Source organism: Micrococcus sp. 093350064-1 (assembly GCF_053627955.1).
Genome location: NZ_JBSEYU010000001.1, coordinates 113,530 through 139,884, shown reverse-complemented (window position 1 = coordinate 139,884; position 26,355 = coordinate 113,530). Strand labels below are relative to the sequence as shown.

At 73.1% G+C, this 26,355-nt stretch carries 23 protein-coding genes and 1 other RNA gene; 10 read left to right on the top strand and 14 right to left on the bottom strand.

The window, feature by feature from the left end; all coding sequences use genetic code 11:
* Positions 1-16 precede the first annotated feature (16 nt).
* A complete protein-coding gene (gene hrpA / locus ACUW6W_RS00640; RefSeq protein ID WP_095695545.1) occupies positions 17-4,120 on the top strand; it encodes an ATP-dependent RNA helicase HrpA in 4,104 nt (1,367 codons plus the stop codon).
* A gap of 24 nt (positions 4,121-4,144) precedes the next feature.
* Here the strand turns inward: hrpA and ACUW6W_RS00635 are convergent, their stop codons facing one another.
* Both ACUW6W_RS00635 and ACUW6W_RS00630 read right to left on the bottom strand, forming a co-directional pair.
* Complete coding sequence (locus tag ACUW6W_RS00635; protein ID WP_044659226.1) at positions 4,145-4,573, bottom strand: HIT family protein; 429 nt, start codon at positions 4,571-4,573, stop codon at positions 4,145-4,147.
* A 44-nt stretch (positions 4,574-4,617) separates the two neighbouring features.
* A complete protein-coding gene (locus ACUW6W_RS00630) occupies positions 4,618-5,745 on the bottom strand; it encodes a sulfurtransferase (RefSeq protein ID WP_044659227.1) in 1,128 nt (375 codons plus the stop codon).
* Positions 5,746-5,856: 111 nt separating this feature from the next.
* On the opposite strand from ACUW6W_RS00630, the gene ACUW6W_RS00625 reads away from it, so the two are divergent.
* Positions 5,857-6,303: a Fur family transcriptional regulator gene (locus ACUW6W_RS00625; RefSeq protein ID WP_036337773.1), complete on the top strand. Its 447-nt coding sequence runs from the start codon at positions 5,857-5,859 to the stop codon at positions 6,301-6,303.
* Between the two features lie 19 nt (positions 6,304-6,322).
* On the opposite strand, the gene ACUW6W_RS00620 is transcribed toward ACUW6W_RS00625, so the two are convergent.
* The 6 genes from ACUW6W_RS00620 to guaB1 all read right to left on the bottom strand — a co-directional run bounded on the left by ACUW6W_RS00620 (position 6,323) and on the right by guaB1 (position 13,160).
* Positions 6,323-7,141 (bottom strand): metal ABC transporter ATP-binding protein, encoded by an 819-nt coding sequence (locus tag ACUW6W_RS00620; RefSeq protein WP_044659228.1) that lies wholly within the window; start codon positions 7,139-7,141, stop codon positions 6,323-6,325.
* Positions 7,138-8,037 carry a metal ABC transporter permease gene (locus ACUW6W_RS00615; RefSeq protein ID WP_044659229.1) on the bottom strand — a complete coding sequence of 300 codons (900 nt, stop codon included), beginning with the start codon at positions 8,035-8,037 and terminating at the stop codon, positions 7,138-7,140. The genes ACUW6W_RS00620 and ACUW6W_RS00615 overlap by 4 nt, the downstream gene beginning before the upstream one ends.
* A 2-nt stretch (positions 8,038-8,039) precedes the next feature.
* A complete protein-coding gene (locus ACUW6W_RS00610; RefSeq protein WP_041104319.1) occupies positions 8,040-9,047 on the bottom strand; it encodes a metal ABC transporter substrate-binding protein in 1,008 nt (335 codons plus the stop codon).
* Between the two features lie 75 nt (positions 9,048-9,122).
* Complete coding sequence (locus ACUW6W_RS00605) at positions 9,123-10,181, bottom strand: hemolysin family protein (protein ID WP_041104317.1); 1,059 nt, start codon at positions 10,179-10,181, stop codon at positions 9,123-9,125.
* The gene (locus tag ACUW6W_RS00600) at positions 10,178-11,494 is read right to left on the bottom strand and encodes a hemolysin family protein (protein ID WP_060974335.1); all 1,317 of its coding nucleotides are present in this window, start codon (positions 11,492-11,494) and stop codon (positions 10,178-10,180) included. Before ACUW6W_RS00600 ends, ACUW6W_RS00605 begins: the two co-directional genes overlap by 4 nt.
* A 184-nt stretch (positions 11,495-11,678) precedes the next feature.
* Complete coding sequence (gene guaB1, locus ACUW6W_RS00595) at positions 11,679-13,160, bottom strand: GMP reductase (RefSeq protein WP_049147194.1); 1,482 nt, start codon at positions 13,158-13,160, stop codon at positions 11,679-11,681.
* A 200-nt stretch (positions 13,161-13,360) separates the two neighbouring features.
* Here guaB1 and ACUW6W_RS00590 point away from each other — a divergent pair, with 200 nt between their 5' ends.
* From ACUW6W_RS00590 to ACUW6W_RS00580, 3 genes are all read left to right on the top strand, one after another.
* Positions 13,361-17,092 carry a multifunctional oxoglutarate decarboxylase/oxoglutarate dehydrogenase thiamine pyrophosphate-binding subunit/dihydrolipoyllysine-residue succinyltransferase subunit gene (locus ACUW6W_RS00590; RefSeq protein WP_454179619.1) on the top strand — a complete coding sequence of 1,244 codons (3,732 nt, stop codon included), beginning with the start codon at positions 13,361-13,363 and terminating at the stop codon, positions 17,090-17,092.
* A 76-nt stretch (positions 17,093-17,168) separates the two neighbouring features.
* On the top strand, positions 17,169-17,774 hold the full coding sequence (locus tag ACUW6W_RS00585) for a GDSL-type esterase/lipase family protein (RefSeq protein WP_087113610.1): 606 nt from the start codon (positions 17,169-17,171) through the stop codon (positions 17,772-17,774).
* Positions 17,775-17,818: 44 nt separating this feature from the next.
* Positions 17,819-17,893, top strand: a complete 75-nt coding sequence (locus tag ACUW6W_RS00580) for a 50S ribosomal protein bL37 (protein WP_095346645.1) — start codon at positions 17,819-17,821, stop codon at positions 17,891-17,893.
* Positions 17,894-18,029: 136 nt separating this feature from the next.
* Here ACUW6W_RS00580 and rsrA read toward each other — a convergent pair whose 3' ends face one another.
* Together rsrA and ACUW6W_RS00570 are read right to left on the bottom strand one after the other, a co-directional pair.
* A complete protein-coding gene (gene rsrA / locus ACUW6W_RS00575; RefSeq protein ID WP_036381745.1) occupies positions 18,030-18,308 on the bottom strand; it encodes a mycothiol system anti-sigma-R factor in 279 nt (92 codons plus the stop codon).
* Positions 18,305-19,021 (bottom strand): sigma-70 family RNA polymerase sigma factor, encoded by a 717-nt coding sequence (locus ACUW6W_RS00570; protein ID WP_036314006.1) that lies wholly within the window; start codon positions 19,019-19,021, stop codon positions 18,305-18,307. The genes rsrA and ACUW6W_RS00570 overlap by 4 nt, the downstream gene beginning before the upstream one ends.
* A gap of 200 nt (positions 19,022-19,221) precedes the next feature.
* Here ACUW6W_RS00570 and aroA point away from each other — a divergent pair, with 200 nt between their 5' ends.
* The 5 genes from aroA to ACUW6W_RS00545 all read left to right on the top strand — a co-directional run bounded on the left by aroA (position 19,222) and on the right by ACUW6W_RS00545 (position 23,627).
* Positions 19,222-20,652 (top strand): 3-phosphoshikimate 1-carboxyvinyltransferase, encoded by a 1,431-nt coding sequence (aroA, locus tag ACUW6W_RS00565; RefSeq protein ID WP_434783917.1) that lies wholly within the window; start codon positions 19,222-19,224, stop codon positions 20,650-20,652.
* The gene (gene rsgA, locus ACUW6W_RS00560) at positions 20,652-21,752 is read left to right on the top strand and encodes a ribosome small subunit-dependent GTPase A (protein ID WP_044659234.1); all 1,101 of its coding nucleotides are present in this window, start codon (positions 20,652-20,654) and stop codon (positions 21,750-21,752) included. Before aroA ends, rsgA begins: the two co-directional genes overlap by 1 nt.
* 29 nt (positions 21,753-21,781) lie before the next feature.
* The gene (gene hisN / locus ACUW6W_RS00555) at positions 21,782-22,621 is read left to right on the top strand and encodes a histidinol-phosphatase (protein ID WP_041104303.1); all 840 of its coding nucleotides are present in this window, start codon (positions 21,782-21,784) and stop codon (positions 22,619-22,621) included.
* 77 nt (positions 22,622-22,698) lie between these two features.
* Complete coding sequence (locus ACUW6W_RS00550) at positions 22,699-23,184, top strand: FluC/FEX family fluoride channel (RefSeq protein ID WP_041104301.1); 486 nt, start codon at positions 22,699-22,701, stop codon at positions 23,182-23,184.
* The gene (locus ACUW6W_RS00545) at positions 23,181-23,627 is read left to right on the top strand and encodes a CrcB family protein (RefSeq protein WP_069941464.1); all 447 of its coding nucleotides are present in this window, start codon (positions 23,181-23,183) and stop codon (positions 23,625-23,627) included. Before ACUW6W_RS00550 ends, ACUW6W_RS00545 begins: the two co-directional genes overlap by 4 nt.
* A 79-nt stretch (positions 23,628-23,706) precedes the next feature.
* On the opposite strand, the gene ssrA is transcribed toward ACUW6W_RS00545, so the two are convergent.
* The 4 genes from ssrA to ACUW6W_RS00525 all read right to left on the bottom strand — a co-directional run bounded on the left by ssrA (position 23,707) and on the right by ACUW6W_RS00525 (position 26,330).
* Positions 23,707-24,078, bottom strand: a transfer-messenger RNA (tmRNA) gene (gene ssrA, locus ACUW6W_RS00540).
* Positions 24,079-24,213: 135 nt separating this feature from the next.
* Positions 24,214-24,729, bottom strand: coding sequence for an SsrA-binding protein SmpB (gene smpB, locus ACUW6W_RS00535; RefSeq protein WP_044659238.1), 516 nt, complete (start codon positions 24,727-24,729; stop codon positions 24,214-24,216).
* Positions 24,730-24,858: 129 nt separating this feature from the next.
* Positions 24,859-25,524: a CoA transferase subunit B gene (locus ACUW6W_RS00530; RefSeq protein ID WP_454179617.1), complete on the bottom strand. Its 666-nt coding sequence runs from the start codon at positions 25,522-25,524 to the stop codon at positions 24,859-24,861.
* A complete protein-coding gene (locus ACUW6W_RS00525) occupies positions 25,521-26,330 on the bottom strand; it encodes a CoA transferase subunit A (RefSeq protein ID WP_136939826.1) in 810 nt (269 codons plus the stop codon). The genes ACUW6W_RS00530 and ACUW6W_RS00525 overlap by 4 nt, the downstream gene beginning before the upstream one ends.
* Positions 26,331-26,355 lie beyond the last annotated feature (25 nt).

Below are 26,355 nucleotides of genomic sequence, written 5' to 3'. Positions count from 1 at the left end.
TAGGATGGAGGCCGTCATGACGCAGACTCCCCCGCCCTCCACGCCCGCCGCGCAGCCGTCCGCGACGCCCCACGACGCCGCCGCGATCACGTTCCCCGAACACCTGCCGGTGGCGGAGCGTCGCGAGGAGATCATGGCCGCGATCCGCGACCACCAGGTGGTGATCGTCGCGGGCGAGACCGGCTCGGGCAAGACCACGCAGCTGCCGAAGATGTGCCTGGCCCTCGGGCTCGGGGAGGCGGGCTCGATCGGCCACACCCAGCCCCGGCGCATCGCCGCCCGCTCCGTGGCCGAGCGCATCGCGCAGGAGCTGGGCGAGGAGATCGGGCAGACGGTCGGCTACCAGGTCCGCTTCACGGCGCAGACCTCGAAGGCGACCCGGGTCAAGGTCATGACGGACGGCATCCTGCTGGCCGAGATCCCCCATGACCCGCAGCTGCGCCGCTACTCCGTGATCATCGTGGACGAGGCCCACGAGCGCAGCCTCAACATCGACTTCCTCCTGGGCTACCTGCGCAACCTGCTGCCCCAGCGGCCGGACCTGAAGGTGATCATCACCTCGGCCACCATCGACCCGGAGCGCTTCGCCCGGCACTTCGGCCGGCCGCTGGCCGAGGGTGAGGACCATGCGGACGCGGTGGAGGCCGACGACGGCGGCCGCGTGGTCCCGGCGCCGATCATCGAGGTCTCGGGGCGGACCTACCCCGTCGAGATCCGGTACCGGCCGCTGACCGACGAGCCCTCCCCGGACGACCCCGAGGACGACGCGGACGATGCCGCCGAGACCCGCGACCCCCTCGACGCGATCGGCGACGCCGTCCTCGAGCTGGCCGCCGAGCCGCCGGGCGACATCCTCGTGTTCCTGCCGGGCGAGCGGGAGATCCGCGAGGCCGCGGACCACCTGACCGGCGTCGTCGCCGGCACCACGCGCCTGGCCGGCACGGAGATCCTGCCGCTGTTCGGCCGCCTGTCCATGGCGGAGCAGCACCGCGTGTTCGGCCGCGCCGGGGCCGGGGTGCGCCGGCGGATCGTGCTGGCCACGAACGTCGCCGAGACGTCCCTGACCGTGCCGGGCATCAAGTACGTGATCGACACGGGCACCGCGCGCATCTCGCGGTACTCGAACCGCACCAAGGTGCAGCGCCTGCCGATCGAGCGCGTCTCCCAGGCCAGCGCGAACCAGCGCTCGGGCCGGTCCGGCCGCACCTCGGACGGCATCGCGATCCGCCTGTACTCGGAGGAGGACTACCTCTCCCGCCCCGAGTTCACGGACCCGGAGATCCTGCGCACCTCCCTGGCCTCGGTGATCCTGCAGATGCTCTCCCTCGGCGTGGCCCGCACCCCGGGCGACGTGAAGGAGTTCCCCTTCGTCCAGCCGCCGGACGGCCGCCAGGTCACCGACGGCGCCACCACGCTCACCGAGCTCGGCGCGCTCGAGGCCGGCGGCGCCCGCGCGGGCACCATCACCCGGGTCGGACGCCGCCTGGCCCGTCTGCCGGTGGACCCGCGGCTGGGCCGCATGATCCTGGAGGCCGGTGAGCGCGGCTGCGTCCGGGAGGTCATGGTGATCGCCGCGGCCCTGACCATCCAGGACCCCCGCGAGCGCCCCACGGAGCAGCGCGAGGCCGCGGACGAGCTGCACCGCCGGTTCGCGGACGAGAACTCGGACTTCTCCGCGATCCTGAACCTCTGGGCCTACCTGCACGAGCGGCAGAAGGAGCTCTCCGGCTCCCAGTTCCGCAAGCTGTGCCGCCGTGAGCACATCAACTGGCTGCGCGTGCAGGAGTGGCAGGACCTGGTGCGCCAGCTGCGCCAGCTCGCCAAGGACGTGGGCCTCACCGTCGAGGCCGGACCCGTGGACCCGGTCGGCCGGCACGAGGCCGTGCACAAGTCCCTGCTCACCGGCCTGCTCTCGCAGATCGGCGCCTACGACGAGCGCCGTCGCGAGTACGTGGGCGCCCGCGGCACCCGCTTCGCCGTGTTCCCCGGCTCCGCCCTGTTCAAGAAGCGCCACCCGTTCGTCATGGCCGCCGAGCTCGTGGAGACCTCCCGGCTGTGGGCGCGCACGGTGGCCCGGATCGAGCCGGAGTGGGCCGAGGAGGTCGCCGGCCACCTCGTCAAGCGGACCTACAACGAGCCGCACTGGTCGCGGCGGGCGGGTTCCGTCGTCGCGCGCGAGAAGGTGACGCTGTTCGGCGTCACTCTGATCCCGGACCGCTCGGTCCGGTACGGCCGGATCGACCCGGAGCTCTCCCGCGAGCTGTTCATCCGGCACGCCCTCGTGGAGGGCGACTGGCGCACGCGTCACCGGTTCTTCGCCCGCAACCGGGCTGCGCTCGAGGAGGTCGACGCCCTCGAGACGCGCCTGCGCCGCCGCGACCTGCGGATCGGGGACGAGGACCTGTTCGCCTTCTACGACGCGCGGATCCCGGGAAACGTCGTCTCCGAGCGGCACTTCGACGCGTGGTGGAAGAAGGCGCGCCAGGATCAGCCGGACCTGCTGGACCTCGACGTCGCCGCCCTGCTCACCGCCGACGCCGAGGACCTGGACACCGACGCGTTCCCCACCACGTTCGCGTATCCGATGCCCGGCGGCGACGTGGAGCTCGACCTCGAGTACACGTACGACCCGACCGGCGCGGCCGGCACCGACGGCGTGACCGTGGCCGTGCCGATCCTGCTGCTCAACCAGGTCTCCCCCGGCCCCTTCGCGTGGCTGGTCCCCGGCCTGCGGGTCGAGCTCGTCACCGCCCTCATCAAGGCGTTGCCCAAGGCCGTGCGCAAGAACCTCGTGCCCGCCCCGGACGTGGCCCAGCAGCTCGTCGCGGACCTCGAGGCCCACGCCGACCCGCTGCGGGACGAGCTGCCGGACGCGCTGTCCGCGGCCGTGCGCCGGGTGCGCGGCGTGGTGGTGGAGCCCGGACTGTGGGCCCCGGACGCGGTGCCCCTGCACCTGCGGATGGACTACCGCGTCGTGGACGCCCGCGGCGCCGTGATGGGCGCCGGCCAGGACCTGCCCGCGCTGCAGGCCCGGCTCGCGCAGGCCAACCGCTCCGCGATCGCCGCCCGGCTCGCCGGCACCGACGACCCCGCCTCGGCCCGGCCGGGGCCGCGCGGCAAGGGCCGCGGCGGCCGTGCCCAGGCCGACGCGCGGGCCGGGGCCGAGGGACGCCGTCGCCCGGAGGGCCCCGGGCGGTCCGGCGCGACGCCGGCCTTCGAGGAGCGGCACGGGCTGACCTCGTGGAGCATCGGCACGGTGCCGAAGACCGTCTCCACCGCGGCCGGGGCGCGCGGCCCCGCCATCACGGGCTACCCGAGCCTGGTGCCCGAGACCACGCCCGACGGCGGCCCCGCGGCCGGCCTGACCGTGGCCCGGTCCGCGGAGGACCAGGCGGCCTGGCACCGGGCCGGGGTGATCCGGCTGCTGCTGGCCACCCTGCCCAGCCCACAGCGCTACGTGCTGGACCACCTGGACAACAGGGAGAAGCTCACCTTCACCCAGAACCCGCACGGCTCGGTGGACTCCCTCGTCGCGGACTGCACCCAGGCCGCCGTGGACCGTCTCGTCGGGGACGAGCTGCCGTTCGACGAGGCCGCGTTCCGCGCCCTGTTCGACCGGGTGCGGGCCGACCTGATCGACACGGTCTTCGCCGTCACGTCCCTGGTGGAGCAGGTGCTCTCCCGGGCCGCGCAGGTGCGACGCCGGCTCAAGGGCTCGGTCTCGCTCGCCCTCGCGCCGGCGCTGTCGGACGTGAAGGCACACCTCGAGCAGCTCGTGTTCCCCGGCTTCGTGGCCACCACGGGCTGGGAGCGGCTGCAGCACCTGCCGCGCTACCTGCAGGGCATGCTGACGCGCCTGGACCGGTTGGACGCCGGCGGCCACCTGCAGCGCGACGGGCAGCACATGGCGGTGGTGCAGGGGCTCGAGGACGAGTTCGACGCCGCCGTCGCGGCCCACCGCGCCCGGTTCGCGGGCACGCCCGTGCCCGCGGAGCTGGAGCGGGTGCGCTGGCTCATCGAGGAGCTGCGCGTCTCGTTCTTCGCCCAGGAGCTGGGCACGGCGGTCTCGGTCTCCGAGAAGCGGGTGCGTCAGGCGCTCGCCCGGGCCACGCGCGCCTGAGTCGGGCCCGGGCGGCGCGGGCCGTCAGTCCTGCGGGACGACCTCGCCGTGGCCCAGGTCCCGCAGGGCCGCGCGGAGGCGGGCGGCGGCGTCGTCCAGGTCCGCCGGATCGGGGGCGTTGTCCACGCGAGCCAGGTCGAAGTCGGCGAGCGAGGTGGAGGGCCACACATGCACGTGCAGGTGCGGGATCTCATAGCCGGCGATCATGAGCCCGGCCCGGCGGGCGGAGAACGCCGCCACCTGCGCCTTGCCGATCTGCTGGGCGACCGTCGTCAGGTGCGTGACCAGCGCCGGGTCGACCTCCACCCATTCGTCCACCTCCTCACGGGGCACCACGAGCGTGTGCCCCGGCTGGAGCGGCGCGGCGGACAGGAACGCGACGCACGTCGGGTCCTGCCACACGAAGCGGGCGGGCAGCTCGCCGGCGATGATCCTGCTGAAGACGGTGGCCATGGGGGGTCCTCCTGGGGGTCGGCGGGGCGGGGCCCCGGGGCTCGTCAGTCCCGGCCGGACGCGCCGTAGGGCTCGGGGCCGACCGCGACGGCGTTGGACGGGTCCTGGACCCATGCTGACCACGAACCCGGGTAGAGCGCCACTCCGGGTCGCCCCGCGACGGCCAGGGTGAGCACGGCGTGCGCCGCGGTGATGCCCGAGCCGCAGTACACGGCCACGGGAGTGGCGTCGTCCACGCCGACGGCGTCGAACCGCTCCGCCAGCTCTGCGGCGGGCCGCAGGCGGCCGTCCTCGGCGATGCTCTCCGCCGTGGGCACGTTCCGCGCCCCGGGGATGTGCCCGGCCACGGGGTCGAAGGGCTCGACCTCCCCGCGGTAGCGTTCGGCCGCCCGCGCGTCGAGGAGCAGACCGCCGGAGGCCATCGCCTCGGCGCCGGCCGTGTCCACGACGGGCATGCGGCCCCACGACGGCCGGGCGGTGCCGGGCACCGGGATGACCTCACCGGGCTGCAGGGGCAGGCCCGCGGCGCGCCACGCCTCGAGGCCGCCGTCCAGGAGCACGGAGTCCCGCAGCCCCGCGTGGCGCAGCAGCCACCAGGCGCGCGCGGCGGACAGGCCGTGGTCGTCGTCGTAGACCACGATGGTGTCCCCCTCGTCGATCCCCCACATCCGCACGGTCTCCGCGAACTGGCGCGCGTCCGGCAGGGGGTGGCGCCCCGCCGCCGGACCGGCGTGGCCGGCGAGCTGGCTGGGCAGGGAGACGTAGACGGCGCCGGGCAGATGGCCCTGGAGATAGGCGGCGTGGTCCGGCCCGCCCCCCGTGGCCCGGAACCGGACGTCGAGCAGGATCACCCGGTTCGGGCGGCATCGGCCCGGCTGGGCGTAGGCCGGGCCCCCGGGCACCGGCGGCAGGTCCTCGACGGGGGCCAGGCCGAGCCAGCCGGCCAGCACGTCCACCGTCACCAGGGTGGGCGGCTCGGCGGCCTCAGGGTCGACGCCGTCGATGTCCGCGTCCGGGTCGCCGCCGGCGTCATGGGACGAGGACGGGGCCGCCGTGGGCGCCGGGACCACGCGGCCCTGCCCCTCGTCGACGACGATCAGCGGGTCGGGTCGATCGGGGGCGGCGCCGTCGCGGTCCGGGACAGGGGATGGGTCCGGGCTCTCGCTGTGCACCCGGACACCCTACTCCACGCCCCATTCGGCGCCGCTGATAACCTGGAGGATGGCCCGCGCGGACCTGTTCCGGACCGCGCGGAGGAGGCGGCAGCCGCCGCAGAAGGAGTCGTGAGCACCGTGAGCGCCCCCCAGCCCAGCCCCCGGGCCGCCCGTCCCCGGGCGACCCGGCAGAAGGCCGCCGTCGACCGAGCCCTGGACCGCATCCCGGACTTCGTGAGCGCGCAGGAGCTCCATGCCCGCCTCCAGGACCAGGGCGAACGCGTCTCGCTGGCCACCGTGTACCGGACCCTGCAGCAGCAGCTCGACGACGGCCTCGTGGACATGCTCCGCCGCGACGACGGCGAGACCGTGTACCGCCGGTGCGAGGACGAGGGCCACCATCACCACCTGGTGTGCCGGATCTGCTGGACCACCGTCGAGGTCACCGCCCCCCACGTCGAGGCGTGGGCCACCGCCGTCGCCGCGGAGCACGGCTTCACGGACGCGGACCACACGGTGGAGATCACCGGCGTCTGTGCCCGCTGCCGGGCCGAGGGGCGCACCCGCGCGGCCTGACCCCGGGGCCGGGCCCCGGTCAGTGGCGGATGCCGCCCGCGGGGTCGTCCAGGAAGTCCGCCGGGTCCTCGACTGCCTTGGAGGGCCCGTGCAGGGCGCCCCGGCCGTAGGCGATGTCCAGGTTCTCGACCGTGAGCACGTTCCGCGGCGGGCCGGAGGCCACGACACGCCCGCCCATCAGGACCACATGGTCCGCCTCCGCAGCCTCGTCGAGATCGTGGGTCGTGTAGACCACGGACACCCCGCGCGTCGGCTCCTCGTGGAGGAGGTCGTCGATCGTGCGGGCGGAGACGATGTCGAGGCCCGTCATCGGCTCGTCGAGCAGCAGCACGTCGTGGTCCTGGGCGAGGCCCTGGGCCACGTAGGCGCGCTGGCGCTGGCCGCCGGAGAGCTGGTCGAGGTGCCGCCGCGCCAGGTCCGCGACCTGCATGCGCTCCATGGCGGCCCGCACGATGTCCCGGTCCTGCTTCCGGAACGGGCGGAACCACCCGAGCGTGGGGTACCGGCCCATCCCGACGACGTCGCGCACCGTCACCGGCACTCCCTGGGGCACGCCGATGGACTGCATCACGAAGGAGGTGCGCTGCGAGCGCCGCCGCGGGTTCTCGCCGAGCACCTCCAGCGCACCGGAGGCCGGGTCGCTCAGGCCCGCCAGGGCGGTCAGCAGCGTGGACTTGCCGGAGCCGTTGGGCCCGATCACCGCGATCAGCCGCCGGGCCGGCAGGGTGAAGTCGGAGGGCCGGACGGCCACGTGCGAGCCGTGGCGCAGTTCGAGCGCCCGGGCGACCGCGAGGGGAGGCGTGGCCGCCGCGGCGCCCGCGGGGAAGGACGCGTTCATCGGGCGACCTCCGCTCCGGGCAGGGCCACGACCGGCGTCTCCTGCTCACGCTGCGCGCGCGAGCGCACGTGCCGGCCCAGGAGCGCCAGCACGGCGGCGCGGACGGCGAGCACGACGAAGAACAGCAGGATCGGCATGAGCGCCATGGTGGCCGAACCCGCCGTGCCCAGCCGGTAGCTGAGGGTGAGCCCGGTGACGACGCACGCCGCGCCGATCACGACGGAGACGAGCATCATCTGGGGGACGCTGCGCGTCAGCAGCGCCGCCGTCGCGGGCGGTCCCACGAGGAGGCCGAACACGAGCACCGTGCCCACCGCCTGGAACGAACCGATCACGGCCGCGCCGATCATCACCAGCAGCAGCGTGTGCGTCAGCCCCGGTCGCATGCCCAGCGAGCGCGCCTTGACCTCGGAGAAGCTCAGTGCCAGCAGGGGCCGGTAGAGCAGCAGGGCCAGGGCGATCACCACGACGGCGATGACCGCCTGGGTCACGATGCCGTCCACGCTGACCCCCAGCACATCGCCGAACAGGATCGACGTGAGCGATCCCGTGTAGGAGTCCGACTTGGAGATGATCACCACGCCCAGGGCCATCATCCCCACGAAGAGCAGGCCGATGGCGGTGTCCTCCTTGAGGGTGGTGGCCCGGTGCACCAGCGAGATGCCCGCCATCATGACGACGGCGGCCACCGCCGCACCGAGGTGGGGGCTGCCACCGGTGACGACCGCCAGGGCGATGCCCGGCAGGACACCGTGCACGAACGCGTCCCCGAAGAAGCTCATCCCGCGCAGCACCAGCCACGTGCCCACGACCGAGCACATCACCACGGCGATGAGTCCGCCGACGAGGGCGCGCTGCTGGAATCCCATCTGGAAGGACTCGAGCAGCCAGTCCATCCTCAGCCCTCCAGCGCGTCGGCGAGGGTGCGGGCGTTGAGGAGCATGGCCTCGGCGTAGTCCGCCTCCGGGGTGTCCTTCGGGCCGACGCCGCCCTCGTAGACCTCGATGACCGGCAGGTCGCCGGCCTCCTCGGCCACGGTGTCCACGAGGCTGTTGCGCGCGCCCACGGACGTGATCACGGCGTCTGCGCCGCCGTCGCGGATGGACCGGGCGAGCTCGGCGATCTCCTGGGAGGAGGGCTCGCCGTCGGTGGAGCCGCCCGGGACGACGACGCCGGACACGGTGAAGTCGTAGGCCTCGCTGAAGTAGCCGTAGGCGTCGTGGTCCGTGACCAGCGTGCGGCGGTCCTCCGGGACCCCGGCGAGGATCTCCCGGACCTGCGTGTCCGTCTGCTCGAGCTCCCCGCGCACGGTCGCGCCGCACTCGGCGAACCTCTCGTCACCCCGCTCCTGGGCGAGCGTGTCGCCCATCAGCTCGGCGGCCCTCGCCATGCGGGCGACGTCCATCCAGACGTGCGGGTCCTCGGACCCGTGGTCATGGCCCTCGTGGCCCGCCCCCTCCTCGGCGTGGTCATGGCCGCCGAAGGGCAGCGGATCCAGCTGGGGCGCCACCTCGACGACGGTCGCGCCGTCCGCCTCGGCGTTGGCGAGGGCGGACTCCATGCCGCCCTCGAGGCCGAGGCCGTTGGAGAACACGAGGCCGGAGGAGACCATGTCCTTCACCTGCGCGGACGAGGCGGAGAAGTCGTGCGGATCATCCCCCGGGCCCATCACCGTGACGCTGCGGGCGTCGGCGCACGCGACCACGCGGTCGAGCACGGAGCCGAGCTGCGTCGTCGTGGCGACGGCCACGGGCGCGCCCGCGGCCGAGCCGGACCCGGCGGCAGCAGAGGCGCCCGCGGCCTGCTCGCCCGCGGAGTCGCCGCTGGTCCCGCCGCACGCGGCGAGGCTCAGGGTGAGCGCGGTGAGGGCCCCGGTCAGGGCGGGCAGACGACGGCGGCGGAGCATGGGGCGACCTCGTTCGTGTCGGGAGGATGTGTGAAATCGGTTCTCAACAGTAGCACCGCGCCGCCCGCGCGACGCTCACGCGGGCCGGAACCGACGTGGCGACTGCGTCACGTCGTTGATCTCCCCGACGAGCTCCTCGAGCACGTCCTCGAGGAAGAGGATGCCCGCGGTCTCGCCCTCGGGCGTGATGACCCGGGCGAGGTGGGAGCCCGTGCGCTGCATGAGCGCGAGTGCGTCCTCGACCTCGTCCTCGAGCCGCACGTTGGCCAGCGAGCGCACGCGCGTGAGCGGGATCGGCTCGTCGTGTCCCGACGGGCCCACGGTGAGGACGTCCTTCAGGTGCAGGTAGCCGGTGTAGCCGCCGTCGGGGTCCTCGACCACGAACCGGGAGAAGCCCACGCGGCCCACGGTCCACTCGAAGTCGTGCGGCGTGATCCCCTCGGGGACGGTGACGACCCGCTCGAGCGGCACCATCACGTCCCCGGCCCGGTGGTCCGAGAACTCGAGGGCCGAGTGCAGCACGCCGGACTCGTCCTCCAGGGTGCCCGAGCGGGTGGACTCGGCCACGATCGACTGCACCTCCTCGAGCGTGTAGGAGGAGGCCACCTCGTCCTTCGGCTCGATGCGCAGGGCGTGCAGCACGAGGTTGGCCGTCCAGTTCAGCGCGGCCACGACGGGATGCAGCAGCTTCGAGAGCCACACGAGCGGCTGGGCCAGCAGCATCACGGCGCGGTCCGCGAACGAGACGGCGGCGTTCTTGGGCACCATCTCGCCCAGGGTCACGTGCAGGAAGGTGACCACCAGCAGCGCGAGCACGAAGGCGGTCACGTCCGCCGCCGCGGACGGGACCCCGAGGGCGGCCATCGGGACGACGAGCAGGTGGTGCAGCGCCGGCTCGGACACGTTGAGGATGAGCAGGGAGCACACCGTGATGCCGAGCTGGCAGACGGCCAGCATCTGGGAGACGTGCTCCATCGCGTAGAGCGCCACCTGGGCCTGGCGGGAGCCGGCCTCGGCCCGCGGCTCGATCTGCGCCCGGCGGGCGCCCATGACGGCGAACTCGCCCGCCACGAAGAAGGCGTTGGCGGCCAACAGGACCACCAGCCACAGCAGTCCGACGACGTCCCCGTTCATGCGCGCGTCTCCTCGTCCTCAGCGGCCGGGTCGAAGCGCACGCGCTCGATGCGGCGGCCGTCCATCCGCTCGACCGTCAGGACACCGCCGTCCACGTCCACCACGTCCCCGACCTCCGCCAGGCGCCCCAGTCGGGCCAGGATGTACCCGCCGACGGTCTCGTAGGCACCGTCCTCCGGCACCACGAGGGCCGGGATCTGGGTCCGCACCTCGTCGGGCCGCAGCTCCGCCGGGAAGTACCAGCGGCCGGAGGCCGTCTGCAGGACCCCCGGGGTGACGCGGTCGTGCTCGTCCGCGACCTCGCCGACGATCTCCTCCACCACGTCCTCGAGCGTGACCACCCCTGCGGTGCCCCCGTACTCGTCCACGACGACGGCCATCTGCAGGTTCGCGTCGCGCAGCTCGGCCAGCAGCTGGTCCAGGTGCACGGTCTCCGGCACGCGGATGACCTCCGTCATCAGTGCACCGGCCTCGAGGTCGGCGCGGCGCTCCCGCGGCACGGCCACGACCTTCTTCACGTGCACCACGCCGCGGATGTCGTCCGAGGAGTCGCCGATCACGGGGAACCGCGAGTAGCCGGTGCTGCGGGCCAGGTCCAGGACCTCGGGCAGAGCCTGGTCCTCCCTCACCGTCTCCACGCGGATGCGCGGGGTCATCACGTCCGCGGCGGTGCGGTCCGCGAAGCGCAGCGTCCGGTCCAGGAACGTGGCGGTCTGCGCGTCGAGCGTGCCCAGCTGGGCCGAGCGGCGGACCAGCGAGGAGAGCTCCTCGGGGCTGCGGGCGCCGGAGATCTCCTCCTTGGCCTCGATGCCCACGCGGGCCAGCACGCCGTTGGAGAACCCGTTCAGGACCAGGATCGCCGGCTTGAACACGGTGCTGAACACGAGCTGGGGCCGGGCGAGTGCGCGGCCGATCGCCATGGGCTCGGCGATGGACATGTTCTTGGGGATCAGCTCGCCGAGGAGCATCGAGAGCAGGGTCGCCACGACCATCGCGACGACGAGCGAGACGGTGCCCACCACGCCGGCCGGCAGCCCCACCTGGAGCAGCAGCGGGTCGATGAGCCGGCTGATCGCCGGGTCCATCACGTAGCCGGTGAGCAGTGTGGTCAGAGTGATGCCCAGCTGGCACGCGGAGAGCTGGGTCGAGAGTGACTTGAGACAGCGCAGCAGGGGCTCGGCGCCGCGGTCACCCGCGTCCACCATGCGCTGCACGGTGGGCACGTCGATCGCGATCATGGCGAACTCGACGGCCACGAAGAACCCGGTGCCCACGATCAGGGCCAGGCCGAGGATCAGCAGGAGCCACTCCACCCGACCTCACCCCCTCGACGGCGGGCCGGGCGGCGGTGCGGGGCACCGGGACTGGAAGGCTCCGATCCGGCCGCGTCCGCGTGGGCGGACGAGCGGTCTGGCACACAGGTGTCAGGGTGATCCATAGTCCGCCCAGTATAGGGGCGTCAGGCCCCGGCGGAACGAGCAGGGGCATGCGGCCGCCTCACCACGACGAGGCGACCGGCCGGCCCTCCTCGTAGCCCGCCGCGGACTGCAGGCCGACGACGGCGCGCTCACGGAACTCCGCCAGGTCGTGGGCGCCGGCGTAGGTCAGCGACGAGCGCACACCGGACGTGATGGTGTCCAGCAGGTCCTCCACCGAGGGGCGGCGCGGGTCCACGTACATGCGCGAGGAGGAGATGCCCTCCTCGAACATCGCCTTGCGGGCCTTGGTGAAGGCGTCCTCGTGGCGGGTGCGGTGCTGGACCGCGCGGGCCGAGGCCATGCCGAAGCTCTCCTTGTACCGCCGACCGTCCGGACCGTGCACGAGGTCGCCCGGAGACTCGAGCGTCCCCGCGAACCACGAGCCGATCATCACCGAGCTGGCTCCGGCGGCCAGCGCGAGCGCCACGTCCCGCGGGTGCTTCACCCCGCCGTCCGCCCACACGCGTGCCCCGAGCTCGCGGGCCGCGGCGGCGCACTCCAGGACCGCCGAGAACTGGGGCCGGCCCACCGCGGTCTGCATGCGCGTGGTGCACATCGCGCCCGGTCCCACGCCCACCTTGACGATGTCCGCGCCGGCCGCGACCAGGTCCCGGACGCCGTCGCCGGAGACGACGTTGCCGGCCACCACGGGCACGCCGGGGTCGAGGGCCCGCACGGCGGCGAGCGCGTCCAGCATGGTCCGCTGATGACCGTGCGCGGTGTCCACGACGAGCACGTCGACGCCGGCCTCGACCAGGACGGCGGCCTTCTCCCCCACCGCCCCGTTGATGCCGACGGCGGCGCCGACGCGGAGCCGTCCGTCGTCGTCGAGACCGGGCGTGAACAAGGACGAGCGCAGCAGGCCCGCCGCGGTGACGACCCCGCGCAGCACGGGGGCGGCGGTGCCCACCGCCGGGTCCACGACGGGGGCCATCTCCTGGTGCGCGGCGTGCAGGCGCTCGAAGGCCGCCCGCAGCGCGTCCTTGTCCGGGGCGCCGTCCGTGCCGCCGAGCTCGGCGAGCGTGAGGGTCACCACCGGAGGGTGCATGACGGAGGCGGCCGAGGTGAAGCGGTCCACGTCCTCGCAGTCCTGGGGGCGGACCACGCCGAGCAGCCCGCCGTGCGCGTCCACCACGCAGACGGCCCCGTGGTTGCGGCGGTCCACGAGGTGGAGCAGGTCCAGCACCGTGTCCTGCGGGCCGACGGTCAGGGCGGTGTCCGCCACGGGGTGGGCCGCCTTCACCCGACGCACGACGTCCCGGATCACGTCCGCCGGGATGTCCTGCGGCAGGATCCCGAGACCGCCGCGCCGGGCCATGGTCTCGACCATCCGGCGCCCGGTGACGGCGGTCATGTTGGCGGAGACCAGGGGGATGGTGGCGCCCGTGCCGTCATCCGGGGCGATGTCCACGTCCATGCGACTGGCGACGTCCGAGTGTGAGGGCACGAGGAAGACGTCGTTGTACGTCAGGTCGACGGCCGGGTCGGTGAGGAAGCGCATGGCGTCAGTCTCCCAGACGAGGCGGACGCCGTGAGGCCCCCGCGCGTCCGCCGGGAGCGGAGTCGAGCCGAGGCCGCGGCATTCCGACCGGGGGCGTCGAAGAACTATGATGTCTCGAGGCGTTCCCGGCCCCACGCGCGCCGCGCGGGTGGCCCGGCGCAGCACATCGCATCCCAAGGCTCAGGAAGAGGCGTTACACAGTGCCAGAACTCACGTCGGACCGGCTCGCACAGGAGTTCCCGGGGAACGAACGGCTGGTGGCCGAGATCTACCGGAAGTACCGCGAGGACTCCGGTTCCGTGGACCGGCAGTGGGCACAGATCTTCGCCCGTCTCGAGGCCAGCGCCCCCGCCGCCGAGGCCGAGCCGAAGGCCGCCGCCAAGACCGAGCCGAAGACCGCCGCCAAGGCCGAGCCGAAGGCCACCGCCAAGGTGACCGAGCCGAAGGCGGCGACCGCCCCGGCCCGGGGTGCGCAGCCCAAGGAGACCTCGGTCAGCACCGGCCCCAAGCCCAAGAAGACCCCGGCGGCCCAGGCCGTGCCCTCCGAGCCCGCCGACACCGCCACCACCACCGCGGACGAGAAGCAGGAGAAGGCCACCGTCCTCAAGGGCATGGCCAAGGCCGTGGCCACGAACATGGACGCCTCCCTATCCATGCCCACCGCCACCACCGTGCGCGACCTGCCGGCCAAGGTGCTGATCGACAACCGCGTGGTCATCAACAGCCACCTGGCCCGCACCCGCGGCGGCAAGGTCTCCTTCACCCACCTCATCGGCTACGCCGTGGTCCGCGCGCTCGCGGCCATGCCCTCGATGAACGTGACCTACGAGGAGCGCGACGGCAAGCCCACCATGGTGGAGCCGGCCCACGTGAACTTCGGCCTGGCCATCGACCTGCCCCGCCCGGACGGCACCCGCGCGCTCGTGGTCCCGAACGTGAAGGCCGCCGAGACCCTCGACTTCCGCGGCTTCTGGAAGGCGTACGACGACCTCGTCCAGCGCGCCCGCAAGAACAAGCTGACGATGGACGACTACGCCGGCACCACGGTCTCCCTGACCAACCCGGGCGGCATCGGCACCGTGCACTCGGTGCCCCGCCTGTCCCAGGGCCAGGCCGCCATCATCGGCGTCGGCGCGCTGACCTATCCGGCCGCCTTCCAGGGCGCCGCCGAGTCCACGCTGCACGACCTGGCGATCTCCAAGACGATCACCCTCACCTCCACGTACGACCACCGCGTGATCCAGGGCGCCGGCTCGGGCGAGTTCCTGAAGATCGTGCACGGCCTCCTGCTGGGCGAGGACGGCTTCTACGACGAGGTCTTCCACTCCCTGCGCATCCCCTACGAGCCCGTCCGCTGGGCCCAGGACGTGCAGGTGAACCCGGAGGAGCAGGTCGGCAAGGTCGCCCGCATCCAGCAGCTCATCCACGCATACCGGGACCGCGGCCACCTGCTGGCCAACGTGGACCCGCTCGAGTACTCGATGGCCTACCACCCGGACCTCGACATCCGCGAGCACGGGCTCACCCTGTGGGACCTGGACCGCGAGTGGCCCACCGGCGGCTTCGGCGGGGCGAGCAGCCTGACCCTGCGCAAGATCCTCGGCGTGCTGCGTGACGCGTACTGCCGCGCCATCGGCGTCGAGTACATGCACATCCAGGACCCGGCCGAGCGCGCCTGGTTGCAGGAGAAGCTCGAGCAGCCGTACGCCAAGCCCACCCGCGAGGAGCAGCTGCGCATCCTGGGCCGCCTCAACGCCGCGGAGGCGTTCGAGACGTTCCTGCAGACCAAGTACATCGGCCAGAAGCGCTTCTCCCTGGAGGGCGGCGAGTCCCTCATCCCGCTGCTGGACGGCATCCTCGGCGACGCCGCCGACGCCGGACTGGACGAGGTCGCCATCGGCATGGCGCACCGCGGTCGCCTGAACGTGCTCACCAACATCGCCGGCAAGACCTACAGCCAGGTCTTCCGCGAGTTCGAGGGGGCCACCCCGGGCGGCGCCTCGGGCTCGGGCGACGTGAAGTACCACATGGGCACCGAGGGCACCTTCGTGTCCGACGCCGGCAACAGCACCCGCGTGTATCTCGCCGCGAACCCCTCGCATCTGGAGGCTGTGGACCCGGTCCTCGAGGGCGTCGTGCGCGCCAAGCAGGACCGCCTCGATCTGGGTGGCCAGCGCCCGGACTCCTTCTCCGTGCTGCCGATCCTCGTGCACGGCGACGCGGCCTTCGCGGGCCAGGGCGTCGTGACCGAGGTCCTGCAGCTCTCGCAGCTGCCCGGCTACCGCACCGGCGGCACGATCCACGTGATCGTGAACAACCAGGTGGGCTTCACCACGCCGCCGACCCAGGCGCGCTCCGCGGTGTACTCCACCGACGTGGCCAAGACCATCCAGGCCCCGATCTTCCACGTCAACGGCGACGAGCCGGAGTCCGTGGTGCACGTGGCCCAGCTCGCCTTCGAGTACCGCCAGCGGTTCAACAAGGACGTCGTCATCGACCTCGTCTGCTACCGCCGCCGCGGCCACAACGAGGGCGACGACCCGTCGATGACGCAGCCGCGCATGTACAACCTCATCGAGCAGAAGCGCTCCACCCGCAAGCTGTACGTCGAGTCCCTCGTGGGCCGCGGCGACATCACGCAGGAGGAGGCGGACAGCGCCCTGAAGGACTACCAGCAGCAGCTGGAGCGGGTCTTCGCGGAGACCCACGAGGACGCGCCCGCCTCCGGCGGGGAGGGCCTCCGCCCGGCTGAGGACCGGGACGCGGCCCCGGAGGCGCCGGCGTCCACGGCCATCTCGGCCGAGACGCTGCGGGCCATCGGGCAGGCGCACATCGACGTGCCCGAGGGCTTCACGGTCCACCCGAAGCTCGCGGCCCTGCTCGAGCGCCGCGCCAAGATGGCCGTCGACGGCGGCATCGACTGGGGCTTCGCCGAGCTGGCGGCCTTCGGCTCACTGCTCATGGAGGGCGTGCCGGTCCGCCTATCGGGCCAGGACTCCCAGCGCGGCACCTTCACGCAGCGCCACTCGGTGTTCCACGACCGGATCACCGACGAGACGTGGGCGCCGCTGAAGCACCTCTCCGAGGACCAGGCGAAGTTCTGGGTCTACAACTCGCTGCTGTCCGAGTACGCCGCCCTCGGCTTCGAGTACGGCTACTCCGTGGAGCGCTCCGACGCCCTCGTGCTGTGGGAGGCCCAGTTCGGCGACTTCGTGAACGGCGCGCAGACGATCATCGACGAGTTCATCTCCTCGGCCGATCAGAAGTGGTCGCAGACCTCGTCCGTGGTCCTGCTCCTCCCCCACGGCTACGAGGGGCAGGGACCGGACCACTCCTCCGCCCGCATCGAGCGGTTCCTGCAGATGTGTGCCGAGGACAACATGCGCGTGGTCAACCCCTCCACGGGCGCCAACCACTTCCACGTGCTGCGCGAGCAGGCCTACGCCCGCCCGCGCCGGCCCCTCATCGTGTTCACCCCGAAGCAGCTGCTGCGCCTCAAGGCCGCCGCGAACTCGGTGGAGGACTTCACCGAGGGCCGCTTCCAGCCGGTCATCCCGGACGCCGGGGTGGACGCCAAGGACGTCACGCGCGTGGTGCTGGTCTCCGGCCGGCTGTACTACGACCTGCTCGCCCGCCGCGAGAAGTCCGGTGACACGTCCACCGCGATCGTGCGGGTGGAGCAGCTCTACCCGCTGCCGCTCGACGAGATCCGCACGGCGCTCCGCGCCTACCCGGACGCCGACGTCGCGTGGGTGCAGGACGAGCCCGCGAACCAGGGCCCGTGGCCGTTCATGGCGCTGAACCTCGTGCCGCAGCTCGACGTCCCCGTGACCCTCGTGTCCCGCCCGGCCTCGGCCGCGACCTCCGCGGGCACCAAGGGCCGCCACGACCAGGAGCTCAGCACGCTGCTGGACGCCGCCTTCGGCCGCTGACCCGGACCGACCCTGCGCCGCCGCCGCACCCTCCGGTGCGGCGGCGGCGCCGGATCGGCCGACGAAAGGACACACTGTGCACAACCGCCGGATCCGGATCGCCGCCGTCGGCGACCATCTGCTGGCCGGTGCGGGCGACGCTCGCGCCATCGGCTGGTGGGGCCGCGTGCTCGCCCGCACCCAGGCCCCCGACGTGGAGCTGGAGAACTACGTGTTGGCCGTGCCGCACGAGACCACCGAGGACCTCAACGAGCGCTGGTGGGGCGAGGCCTCGCGGCGCTTCTCCGAGGAGACGGAGAACCGCCTCGTCGTGGCCCTGTCCGACGCGGACCTGGACCTGGAGGCCACCTCGACCGCCCGCTCGCGGCTGAACCTGGCCAACGTCCTGGACACCGCCTCGCAGCGGAACATCCCGGTGCTCGTGGTGGGCCCCACGCCCACCCTGGACGAGCAGCGCAACGCCCGGCTCGCCGAGCTCAACGCCGCCTACCTGGATGTGGCCGACCGGCGCAACCACGTGTACGTGGACACGTTCACCCCGCTGGTGGGACACGAGCAGTGGCGCGCGGACCTCGCCTCCGGCCAGGGCCGGCCGGGCCAGGCGGGCCACGGGCTCATCGCGTGGCTCGTGCTGCACCGGGGCTGGTACCAGTGGCTCGGTCTGCCTGAGCCCACGGCCTGATGTGACAGAATGGACCACCGACCGACTCGTTGAAGGGAGACGTCATGAGCAAGCGTGCACGCAAGCGTCGCGACCGCCGCAGGAACGGCGCCAACCACGGCAAGCGTCCCAACGCCTGATCCGCTGATCGGCGTCGCGGACCGGCCGGGTGCCACCCGGCGACCGCAGACCACGAAGGGCCGTCCCCTCAGGGGACGGCCCTTCGTCATCGTCGGGGCGCCCGATCGGGTGCCCACGGGTCCGCATGTCGCGGTGTCAGCCCCAGGTGACGGTCGTCGTCGAGATCTGGGTGATGCGGGTCATGATGGTGGCCCGCAGCTGCGCGGGCGCCTTCTCCTGGCAGCACCGACGCACCGCCGAGCGGATGAGCTCTTCGAGCTCCTTCTGGTGCCGGCAGTCCGGACACTCCGCCACGTGGGCGCGCACCTGCTCGATGTCCTCGGGCGTCAGGGCGCCGTCCAGGTACTGGTACAGCCGCTCCAGGGAGGCGTCCTGGGCGTCGCGGCACTCATGGCCGTGCTGGTCCGCGGTCATCGCGTGGCCTCCTTCGTGCTCGTCTCGGTCTGCTTCGTGCCGCCGCGCCCGGTCTTCTTCTTCGGCTGGGCCTTGATGCCGCGCGCGGCCGCGTAGTCCGCGAGGCGCTCGCGCAGCTGCTTGCGGCCGCGGTGCAGCCGCGACATGACGGTGCCGATCGGCACGTCGAGGATCTCGGCGATCTCCTTGTAGGCGAAGCCCTCCACGTCCGCGAAGTAGACGGCGAGCCGGAACTCCTCCGGGATCGCCTGCAGGGCGTCCTTCACCTGGGAGTCGGGCAGCCGGTCGAGGGCCTCCGTCTCGGCCGAGCGCAGGCCACCGGAGGTGTGCTCGGCGGCCCGGGCCATCTGCCAGTCCTCCACCTCAGGGTTGTCCGCCTCGAGGGGCTGGCGCTGCCGCTTGCGGTAGAGGTTGATGTACGTGTTCGTGAGGATCCGGTAGAGCCAGGCCTTGAGGTTGGTGCCGGGCCGGTACTGGTGGAACGAGGAGTAGGCCTTCGTGTACGCCTCCTGGACCAGGTCCTCGGCGTCCTGCGGGTTGCGCGTCATGCGCAGCGCAGCGGAGTACAACTGGTCCACGAACTCGAGGGCGTCACGCTCGAACCGGGCACGGCGCTGCTGTTCGGACTCGGCGGCGACGTCGATGTCGGCGCGGTCGTGCTCGGGGGCGTCCTCGGGCCGGGCGAATTCCGGCCGGCTGTTGTCAGTGCTCATCGCGGGCCAGTCTACGGTCCGGGAGGGATGCGTCAGCAGGGCGGCGCTCATGCGGGGCTCCTCTCCGGCTGCGGTCCGCGGCGAGCGGGACCGGTGCGCCGACACGGGTACGGGGTCGTCCAGTGGAGCGCCAGGAGCGTTCCAGGTATTCCCCCGCGACAGGCCGACCCCGGCCGACAGCCGCCGGATAGGCTGGTCCGGTGACCCGCCCCACGCGTGCCGCCGCGCACTCCCCCGCCCCCCGTCCCGACGCCGCCGAGACCTGGCCCGCGCCCGTGGCGCGCGGCCCGGTGCGCGGAGAGGTGCGGCTGCCGGGATCGAAGTCGCTGACGAACCGGCATCTCGTGCTCGCCGCGCTCGCCGACGGTCCGTGCGTCCTGCACGGCGTCCTCGAGTCGCGGGACACGGCATTGATGCGCACGGCGCTCACAGCGCTCGGGGCCCGGTTCGAGCCCCTGTCCGACGGCGGACTGCGGGTGCATCCGATGCCGGTCGGCGAGCCGCTGGCCGGGGATGTCGCCGTGGACTGCGGACTGGCGGGGACGGTCATGCGCTTCGTCCCGTTCGTCGCCGCGCTGCGGCCCGGCCGGGTCCGCTTCGACGGCGACGCCGGCGCGCGCCTGCGCCCGATGGCCCCGGTCCTGGACGCGCTGCGCCAGCTCGGGGTGGCCGTCAACGAGGAGGGCGAGCCCGGTCGCCTGCCCTTCACGATGACGACCCGCGCGGACGCGGCCACGGTGGCCCCCGACGGCGACGTGCCGGAGGTCGCGGTCGACGCCTCCGGCTCCTCCCAGTTCCTGTCCGCCGCGCTGCTGGCGGCCGCGGGGATGCCGCGCGGCCTCCGGCTGCGGCACACCGGGCAGACCGTGCCGAGTCCGGAGCACGTCGCGATGACCGTCGGGGTGCTGCGCGCGCTCGGGGTGGACGTCGCCGAGACGGGTCCCGGGGCGTGGACCGTGGCCCCGGGGCGCATCCCGGCACACGAGGCGACCGTCGAGCCGGACCTGTCCAACGCAGGCCCCTTCCTGGCCGCCGCCGTGGCCACGGGCGGCTCCGTGACGGTGCCGGACTGGCCCACCCGCACGACGCAGATCGGCGACCGCTGGCGGCGGATCCTGCCGCAGTTCGGGGCGAGCGTGGCCCTCACGGTCGACCGCACGGACCGCTCCCGCGGCCGGCTCACGGTGACGGGGGCGGTCCACGACGACGGCGCGCCCCGCATCACCGGCGCCGGTGAGATCGCGGACACGGCCGAGCTCGCCCCCACCGCGGCCGCGCTCGCCCTGCTGGCCTCCGGGCCCACCCGCCTGACGGGGATCGGCCATCTGCGGGGCCATGAGACGGACCGGCTCGCCGCGCTCACCGCCGAGGCCGCCCGCCTGGGGATCACCGTGGACGAGGACGAGACGTCGCTCGGCTTCCCGGGGACGGACGCGTCGGGGCCGCTGTCGCCCGCCGCCCTCGAGACCTACCACGACCACCGGATGGCGACCTTCGCCGCCGTCGTCGGCCTGCGCGTGCCGGGGACCGGCATCGTGGACGTGGCGACCACCGCGAAGACGATGCCGGACTTCCCCGCACTGTGGACCGCGCTCGTGGCACCCGGCGATGCGGCCGAGGAGGCCCGCTGATGGCCCGGCGCCTCGATCCCTCCGCGTGGGACGAGTCCGATGTCCGGGTGCGCCCGTCCAAACGCGGCACCCGCCCGCGCACCAAGGAGCGGCCCAAGCACGAGGATGCGCAGGTCGGCATGGTCACCACGGTGGACCGCGGCCGGTACGCCGTGGTGCTGCCGGATCGCCTGGACGAGCGGATCACGGCGATGCGCGCCCGCGAGCTGCGCCGCACGCCGATCGCCACGGGCGACCGGGTGGCCGTCGTCGGGGACCTCTCCGGGGACGAGGGCACGCTCGCACGCATCGTCCGTGTCGAGGAGCGCAGCACGGTCCTGCGCCGGTCGGCGGACGACTCGGACGAGGTCGAGCGGGTGGTGGTGGCCAACGCCGACCTGCTGGTGATCATGGTGGCCGCGGCCAATCCGGAGCCCCGGACCGGCTTCATCGACCGCGCCCTGGTCGCCTGCTACGACGCCGGCATCCACCCGGTGCTGCTCATCACGAAGACCGACCTGCGTGATCCGGCCGCGCTGGTGGCGCACTACGAGGCCCTGGACCTGGAGGTGATGACCTCCGGTGCGGCGACCTTCGAGGCCGAGACCGGGGACACCGCCCTGGACGCCTCGCTCGTGGCCCGGGTGGCCGAGCGGCTGATCGGGCACACGAGCGCGTTCGTGGGGCCCTCCGGCGTCGGCAAGTCCACGCTGCTGAACGCGCTCACCGGCGCGGAACGGGCCACCGGCCACGTCAACGCCGTCACCGGCCGGGGCCGGCACACCTCCTCGTCCGCGCTCGCACTGCCGCTGACGGGCGACGACGGCGCCCCCCTGCCGGACACCTGGGTGGTGGACACCCCCGGCATCCGGTCCTTCGGGCTGGGCTGGGTCGAGCCGGACCGCGTGGTGGAGGCGTTCGACGACCTCGCCGGCGGGCTGGCGGACTGCCCGCGCGGCTGCACCCACACCGCCGACTCCCCCGGCTGCGGCCTGGACGCATGGGTGGCCGCGGGCCACGCCGGCCCCTCGGGAGCGGCACGCCTGGCCTCGCTGCGGCGTCTGCTCGGCAACCGGCTGGCCCCCTCGGGGGCGGAGGACGCGGCGTCGTCCGAGGACTGAGGCGGCCCGCGCGGTATAGCGTGGGCGGCATGGAGCGACCTGAGAACCCTGCGACCCGCGGCCGCGACCTCACGGAGGACCTGCGGCTGGCCCACATGCTGGCGGACAACGTGGACTCGATCACGATGTCCCGGTTCAAGGCCCAGGACCTCGAGGTCAGCACCAAGCCGGATCTCACCCCTGTCACGGATGCGGACCGCGCCGCCGAGGAGTCCATCCGCTCGACCCTGTCCCGTGCCCGGGCGCGCGACGGCATCGTGGGTGAGGAGTTCGGCGGATCTCTGAGCCGCTCCGGCCGGCAGTGGGTGGTCGACCCCATCGACGGCACCAAGAACTTCGTGCGCGGCGTGCCCGTGTGGGCCACCCTCATCGCGCTGCTGATCGACGGCGAGCCCGTCGTCGGCGTCGTCTCCGCCCCCGCCCTGCACCGTCGCTGGTGGGCCGCGGCCGGCCAGGGCGCCTTCGCGGGCACCTCGCTCACGCGTGCTCAGCGGATCACCGTGTCCGGCGTGGACCGGGTCGAGGACGCGTCGCTGTCCTTCTCCTCGATCGAGGGCTGGCGCGAACGCGGCTCGATCCGCGCGTTCCTGCAGCTCACCTCGGACGTGTGGCGCGTGCGCGGCTTCGGCGACTTCTGGTCCTACATGCTCGTCGCCGAGGGCGCCGTGGACATCGCGGCCGAGCCCGAGCTCGAGCTGCATGACATGGCCGCTCTGGTGCCGATCGTGCGCGAGGCCGGCGGCCGCTTCACCTCGCTGGACGGCGAGGACGGCCCGTTCGGCGGGCACGCGCTGGCCACGAACGGCCTGCTCCACGACGACGTCCTCGCCCGCCTCCGCGCGGGTGACGAGACCGAGGGCGGCGCCTGATAGCAGTGCGGGGGGAGACGACGGCCGACCGGAGGGGCGGGCGCGGGACAGATCGCCGGCCCGGCACTGCGGGTGCGGTGGCCCTCGGCGGTGCCGCGGGCGTGCTGTGCGGTGCGGGGGTGATGAACGCGGTGACCGCGCTGGCCGGGGCGCCCAACTTCCGCGGCACGTTCGGCGCCGCGTTCGGGGCGGTCGACGTGCTGGTCCAGGCCCTGCCGCTGTTCGTGGTGAACGTGCTCGGCTCGTTCCTGCTCGGCCTGCTGTGGGCGGCCTCGCGACGCCGCGGGCCGGACTGGCGTCCACGCCTGGTGGCGGGGCTGGGAACCGGCTTCCTCGGTGCGTTCACCACCATCTCCAGCGCCGTCGCCCTGGTGCTGTGGCCGGTGCGGCTGGGCGCCGCGGCGTCCGGGGCGGGTGGCGTCCTCGCCGCGGCGGTAGCGGTGCTGCTGGTGCTCGCGCTGATGGCTGCACTCTCGACGGCGGCGGCCGTGCTCGGCCTGCGCGCCGGTGGCGCCCCGGGGTCGCGCGCGGTCGGGACGGATCGTTCGGCGGAGGACGCATGAGCGGCGCGGGATACGAGGTCTTCGCTCTCCTCCAGGTGGCCCTCCTGGCCTGCCTCGCGGCGGGCGGGGCGCTCGGCGCCCTGGTGCGCCGGCGCCTGACCGACCGGATCGGGCCCCGGGGTCTGCTCACCGCCAACACGACGGCGGCCCTGCTCCTCGGCGTCACCGTCGGCCTGGCCGTGCCGGAGCTGGTGCACACCTCCGGGGGCGGGGGCGACGGGCAGGGGCTCGTGCTCGTCGCGGCGGTGTCCGCCGTGGTGTCCGGGTTCTGCCTCGCCCTGGGGACGTGGTCCACCGTGGCCGCTGAGGCGGCTGACGCCGCGCTCGCCCGTCGATGGGGCACAGCCGCCCGCCTGTGGACCGCGCATCTGGGGCTGGGGCTGGTGGCCGTCGTCGTCGGCTGGGGCGCCGGCCTGGGCCTGCACGCCGTCCTGGCCGGCTGAGGGGCGGGCCGCCGCACACCGGCATGGACACGACGAAGGCCCCGGAATCGGGGTGATTCCGGGGCCTTCCCGTGGTGGTGAGTGGAGCCGGCGGGAATTGAACCCGCGTCCGATGAGGTGTTGCCAGGTCTTCTCCGGGCGCAGTCTGCTGTGGGTGTTGCTCGGTCCTGGCCGTCCCGCAGACGGGCGGCCAACCCGGACCCAGCCGGATTGATGTCGGCGTCACGACCCCCGGCGAGGGTGACGCCCAGTGGCTATCTAGCTGACGCCACGATCCGAGGCGACAGCGACCTCGGGGTGACGGACTCGATCACTGATCAGGCAGCGAGAGCGAAGTCAGTGCGCTTGGATTCGGCACTTATTGGTTTGCAGAGAGCGTTTGACGAGATGACTCTGCATCCTCGGCCCGCTTCTCCCGACGCGACACACACCGTCGAAACCGATCGGCCCCATGGGGGCGACTCCTCTATGAGGTTGTCAATCACCACTGCAGGCGGAGGGCGCGAGGCCCGCCGGTCCTGAAACCGGCCCTGCGAGAGATACAACGTAGCACGCCCCCGAGGCATTCCCAAGGGGTCCACCGCGCTCAGGCCACGCCGGCGCGCCGGTTGCGCATCCGCATGGCCCGCTGGGCCTCGCGGTTGTCCTGCTGCTCGCGCAGCTTGTGCCGCTTGTCGTATTCGCGGTTGCCGCGCGCGACGCCGATCTCCACCTTCACGCGCCCGTTCAGGAAGTACAGGGACAGCGGCACGATGGTCAGGCCCGGATCCTGGATCTGGCGGGAGATCTTCGTCAGCTCGGCGCGGTGCAGCAGCAGCTTGCGGCGGCGGCGGGCGGCGTGGTTGGTCCACGAGCCGTTGAGGTACTCCGGGATGTAGACCTGCTCGAGCCACAGCTCGTCCCGGTAGAAGACCGCGAAGCCGTCCACGAGCGAGGCCTTGCCCTCGCGCAGCGACTTCACCTCGGTGCCGGTGAGCACCATGCCGGCCTCGTACGTGTCGAGGATGGTGTAGTCGTGGCGCGCCTTCTTGTTGTTGGCGATCACCTGGCGCTCGCCGGGGGCCGGCTGCTTGGCGGCCTTGCCCTTGCTGTTCTTGCCCATGGCCTCACGTCCTTCCAGCGTCCACGGCGACGGCCGCGCCCCGATCAGGGCGCGGCCGTCCAGTCTATCCCGTGCCGGCCCGATGCCCGCCGAGGCGGTGCGCCGGGGCCGCGGGGCGGCGTCGTCGGCTCAGTCCAGCGGCGCGCCGGTGAGCGCGCGGACCTGCTCCTCGGTGATGCCGGGCGCGGTCTCCACGAGCGCCAGGCGGGGCTGTTCCGGGGTGCCGACGACGTCGATCACGGCCAGGTCCGTGATGATGCGGTCGACGACGGCGCGGCCGGTCAGCGGCAGGGTGCACTGGTCGACGATCTTGGGGGTGCCGTCCTTGGACACGTGGTCCATCATGACGATCACGCGGCCGGCGCCGTGGACGAGGTCCATCGCACCGCCCATGCCCTTGACCATCTTGCCGGGCACCATCCAGTTGGCCAGGTCGCCCGCGGCGGAGACCTCCATGCCGCCCAGGACGGCGACGTCGATCTTGCCGCCGCGGATCATGCCGAAGCTCAGCGCGGAGTCGAAGAAGGACGCCCCCGGGTTCACGGTGACGGTCTCCTTGCCCGCGTTGATCAGGTCGGGGTCCGCGGCGTCCTCCGTGGGGTACGGGCCCGTGCCGAGGATGCCGTTCTCGGACTGCAGCACCACGGACCGCCCGGCGGGGATGTGGTTGGGGATCAGCGTGGGCATGCCGATGCCGAGGTTGACGTAGGCGCCGTCCGGCAGCTCCTGCGCGGCGCGGGCCGCCATCTGGTCACGACTCAGGCCCTGGGGACGCTCAGTGGTCTGCTCGCTCATGCCTGCTCCTCCCCCGATGCGCGCACGGTGCGCTTCTCGATCCGCTTCTCGATGTCCGTGCCGACCTCCACGATCCGGTGCACGAAGATGCCGGGCAGGTGCACGTCGTCCGGGTCGATCTCGCCGGGCTCGACGAGCTCCTCCACCTGGGCGATGCACACCCGGCCGGCCATGGCCGCGGGCGGGCCGAACTGGCGGGTGGCCTTGCGGAACACGAGGTTGCCGTGGCGGTCGCCCTTCCAGGCGTGCACGAGGGAGAAGTCGGTGACGATGGAGCGTTCGAGCACATAGGTCTCGGGCTCGTCCGGGGTCTGGCTGAGGTAGCCCTCGCCGAGCACGAACGTGTCCGTGGGCTTGGCCTGCGAGGACTTCACCACGGTGCCGTCCGCGTCGTAGCGCATGGGCAGGCCTCCTTCGGCCACCTGGGTGCCGACGCCGGAGCGGGTGTAGAACGCCGGGATGCCGGCGCCGCCGGCGCGGAGCTTCTCCGCGAGGGTGCCCTGCGGGACGAGCTCCACCTCGAGCTCGCCCTCGAGGTACTGGCGGGCGAACTCCTTGTTCTCCCCCACATAGGAGGAGGTCATCTTCCGCAGCCGGCGCGCGCCGAGCAGGATGCCCAGGCCCCAGCCGTCCACGCCGCAGTTGTTGGAGACGACGGACAGGTCCGTGGCGCCCTGCTCGAGCAGGGCCTCGATGAGCTGCACGGGGTTGCCGGAGAGCCCGAAGCCGCCGACGGCCAGGGAGGCGCCGTCCGGCACGTCCGCCACCGCCTCGGCGGGCGTGGCCACGGTCTTGTCGAGAGCCATGTCCGGGGTCCTTTCTGTCAGGGGC

What these genes read in the sequence shown, in the direction of transcription:
- ACUW6W_RS00610 (WP_041104319.1), bottom strand. Translation starts at nt 9,047, where the DNA reads ATGCTCCGCCGCCGTCGTCTGCCCGCCCTGACCGGGGCCCTCACCGCG.
- ACUW6W_RS00530 (WP_454179617.1), bottom strand. Translation starts at nt 25,524, where the DNA reads ATGAGCGAGCAGACCACTGAGCGTCCCCAGGGCCTGAGTCGTGACCAG.
- ACUW6W_RS00525 (WP_136939826.1), bottom strand. Translation starts at nt 26,330, where the DNA reads ATGGCTCTCGACAAGACCGTGGCCACGCCCGCCGAGGCGGTGGCGGAC.
- smpB (WP_044659238.1), bottom strand. Translation starts at nt 24,729, where the DNA reads ATGGGCAAGAACAGCAAGGGCAAGGCCGCCAAGCAGCCGGCCCCCGGC.
- ACUW6W_RS00635 (WP_044659226.1), bottom strand. Translation starts at nt 4,573, where the DNA reads ATGGCCACCGTCTTCAGCAGGATCATCGCCGGCGAGCTGCCCGCCCGC.
- ACUW6W_RS00570 (WP_036314006.1), bottom strand. Translation starts at nt 19,021, where the DNA reads ATGAGCACTGACAACAGCCGGCCGGAATTCGCCCGGCCCGAGGACGCC.
- ACUW6W_RS00620 (WP_044659228.1), bottom strand. Translation starts at nt 7,141, where the DNA reads ATGAACGCGTCCTTCCCCGCGGGCGCCGCGGCGGCCACGCCTCCCCTC.
- ACUW6W_RS00545 (WP_069941464.1), top strand. Translation starts at nt 23,181, where the DNA reads ATGAGCGGCGCGGGATACGAGGTCTTCGCTCTCCTCCAGGTGGCCCTC.
- ACUW6W_RS00615 (WP_044659229.1), bottom strand. Translation starts at nt 8,037, where the DNA reads ATGGACTGGCTGCTCGAGTCCTTCCAGATGGGATTCCAGCAGCGCGCC.
- guaB1 (WP_049147194.1), bottom strand. Translation starts at nt 13,160, where the DNA reads ATGCGCTTCCTCACCGACCCGGCCGTCGACCTGACGTACAACGACGTC.
- rsrA (WP_036381745.1), bottom strand. Translation starts at nt 18,308, where the DNA reads ATGACCGCGGACCAGCACGGCCATGAGTGCCGCGACGCCCAGGACGCC.
- hisN (WP_041104303.1), top strand. Translation starts at nt 21,782, where the DNA reads ATGGAGCGACCTGAGAACCCTGCGACCCGCGGCCGCGACCTCACGGAG.
- ACUW6W_RS00605 (WP_041104317.1), bottom strand. Translation starts at nt 10,181, where the DNA reads ATGAACGGGGACGTCGTCGGACTGCTGTGGCTGGTGGTCCTGTTGGCC.
- hrpA (WP_095695545.1), top strand. Translation starts at nt 17, where the DNA reads ATGACGCAGACTCCCCCGCCCTCCACGCCCGCCGCGCAGCCGTCCGCG.
- rsgA (WP_044659234.1), top strand. Translation starts at nt 20,652, where the DNA reads ATGGCCCGGCGCCTCGATCCCTCCGCGTGGGACGAGTCCGATGTCCGG.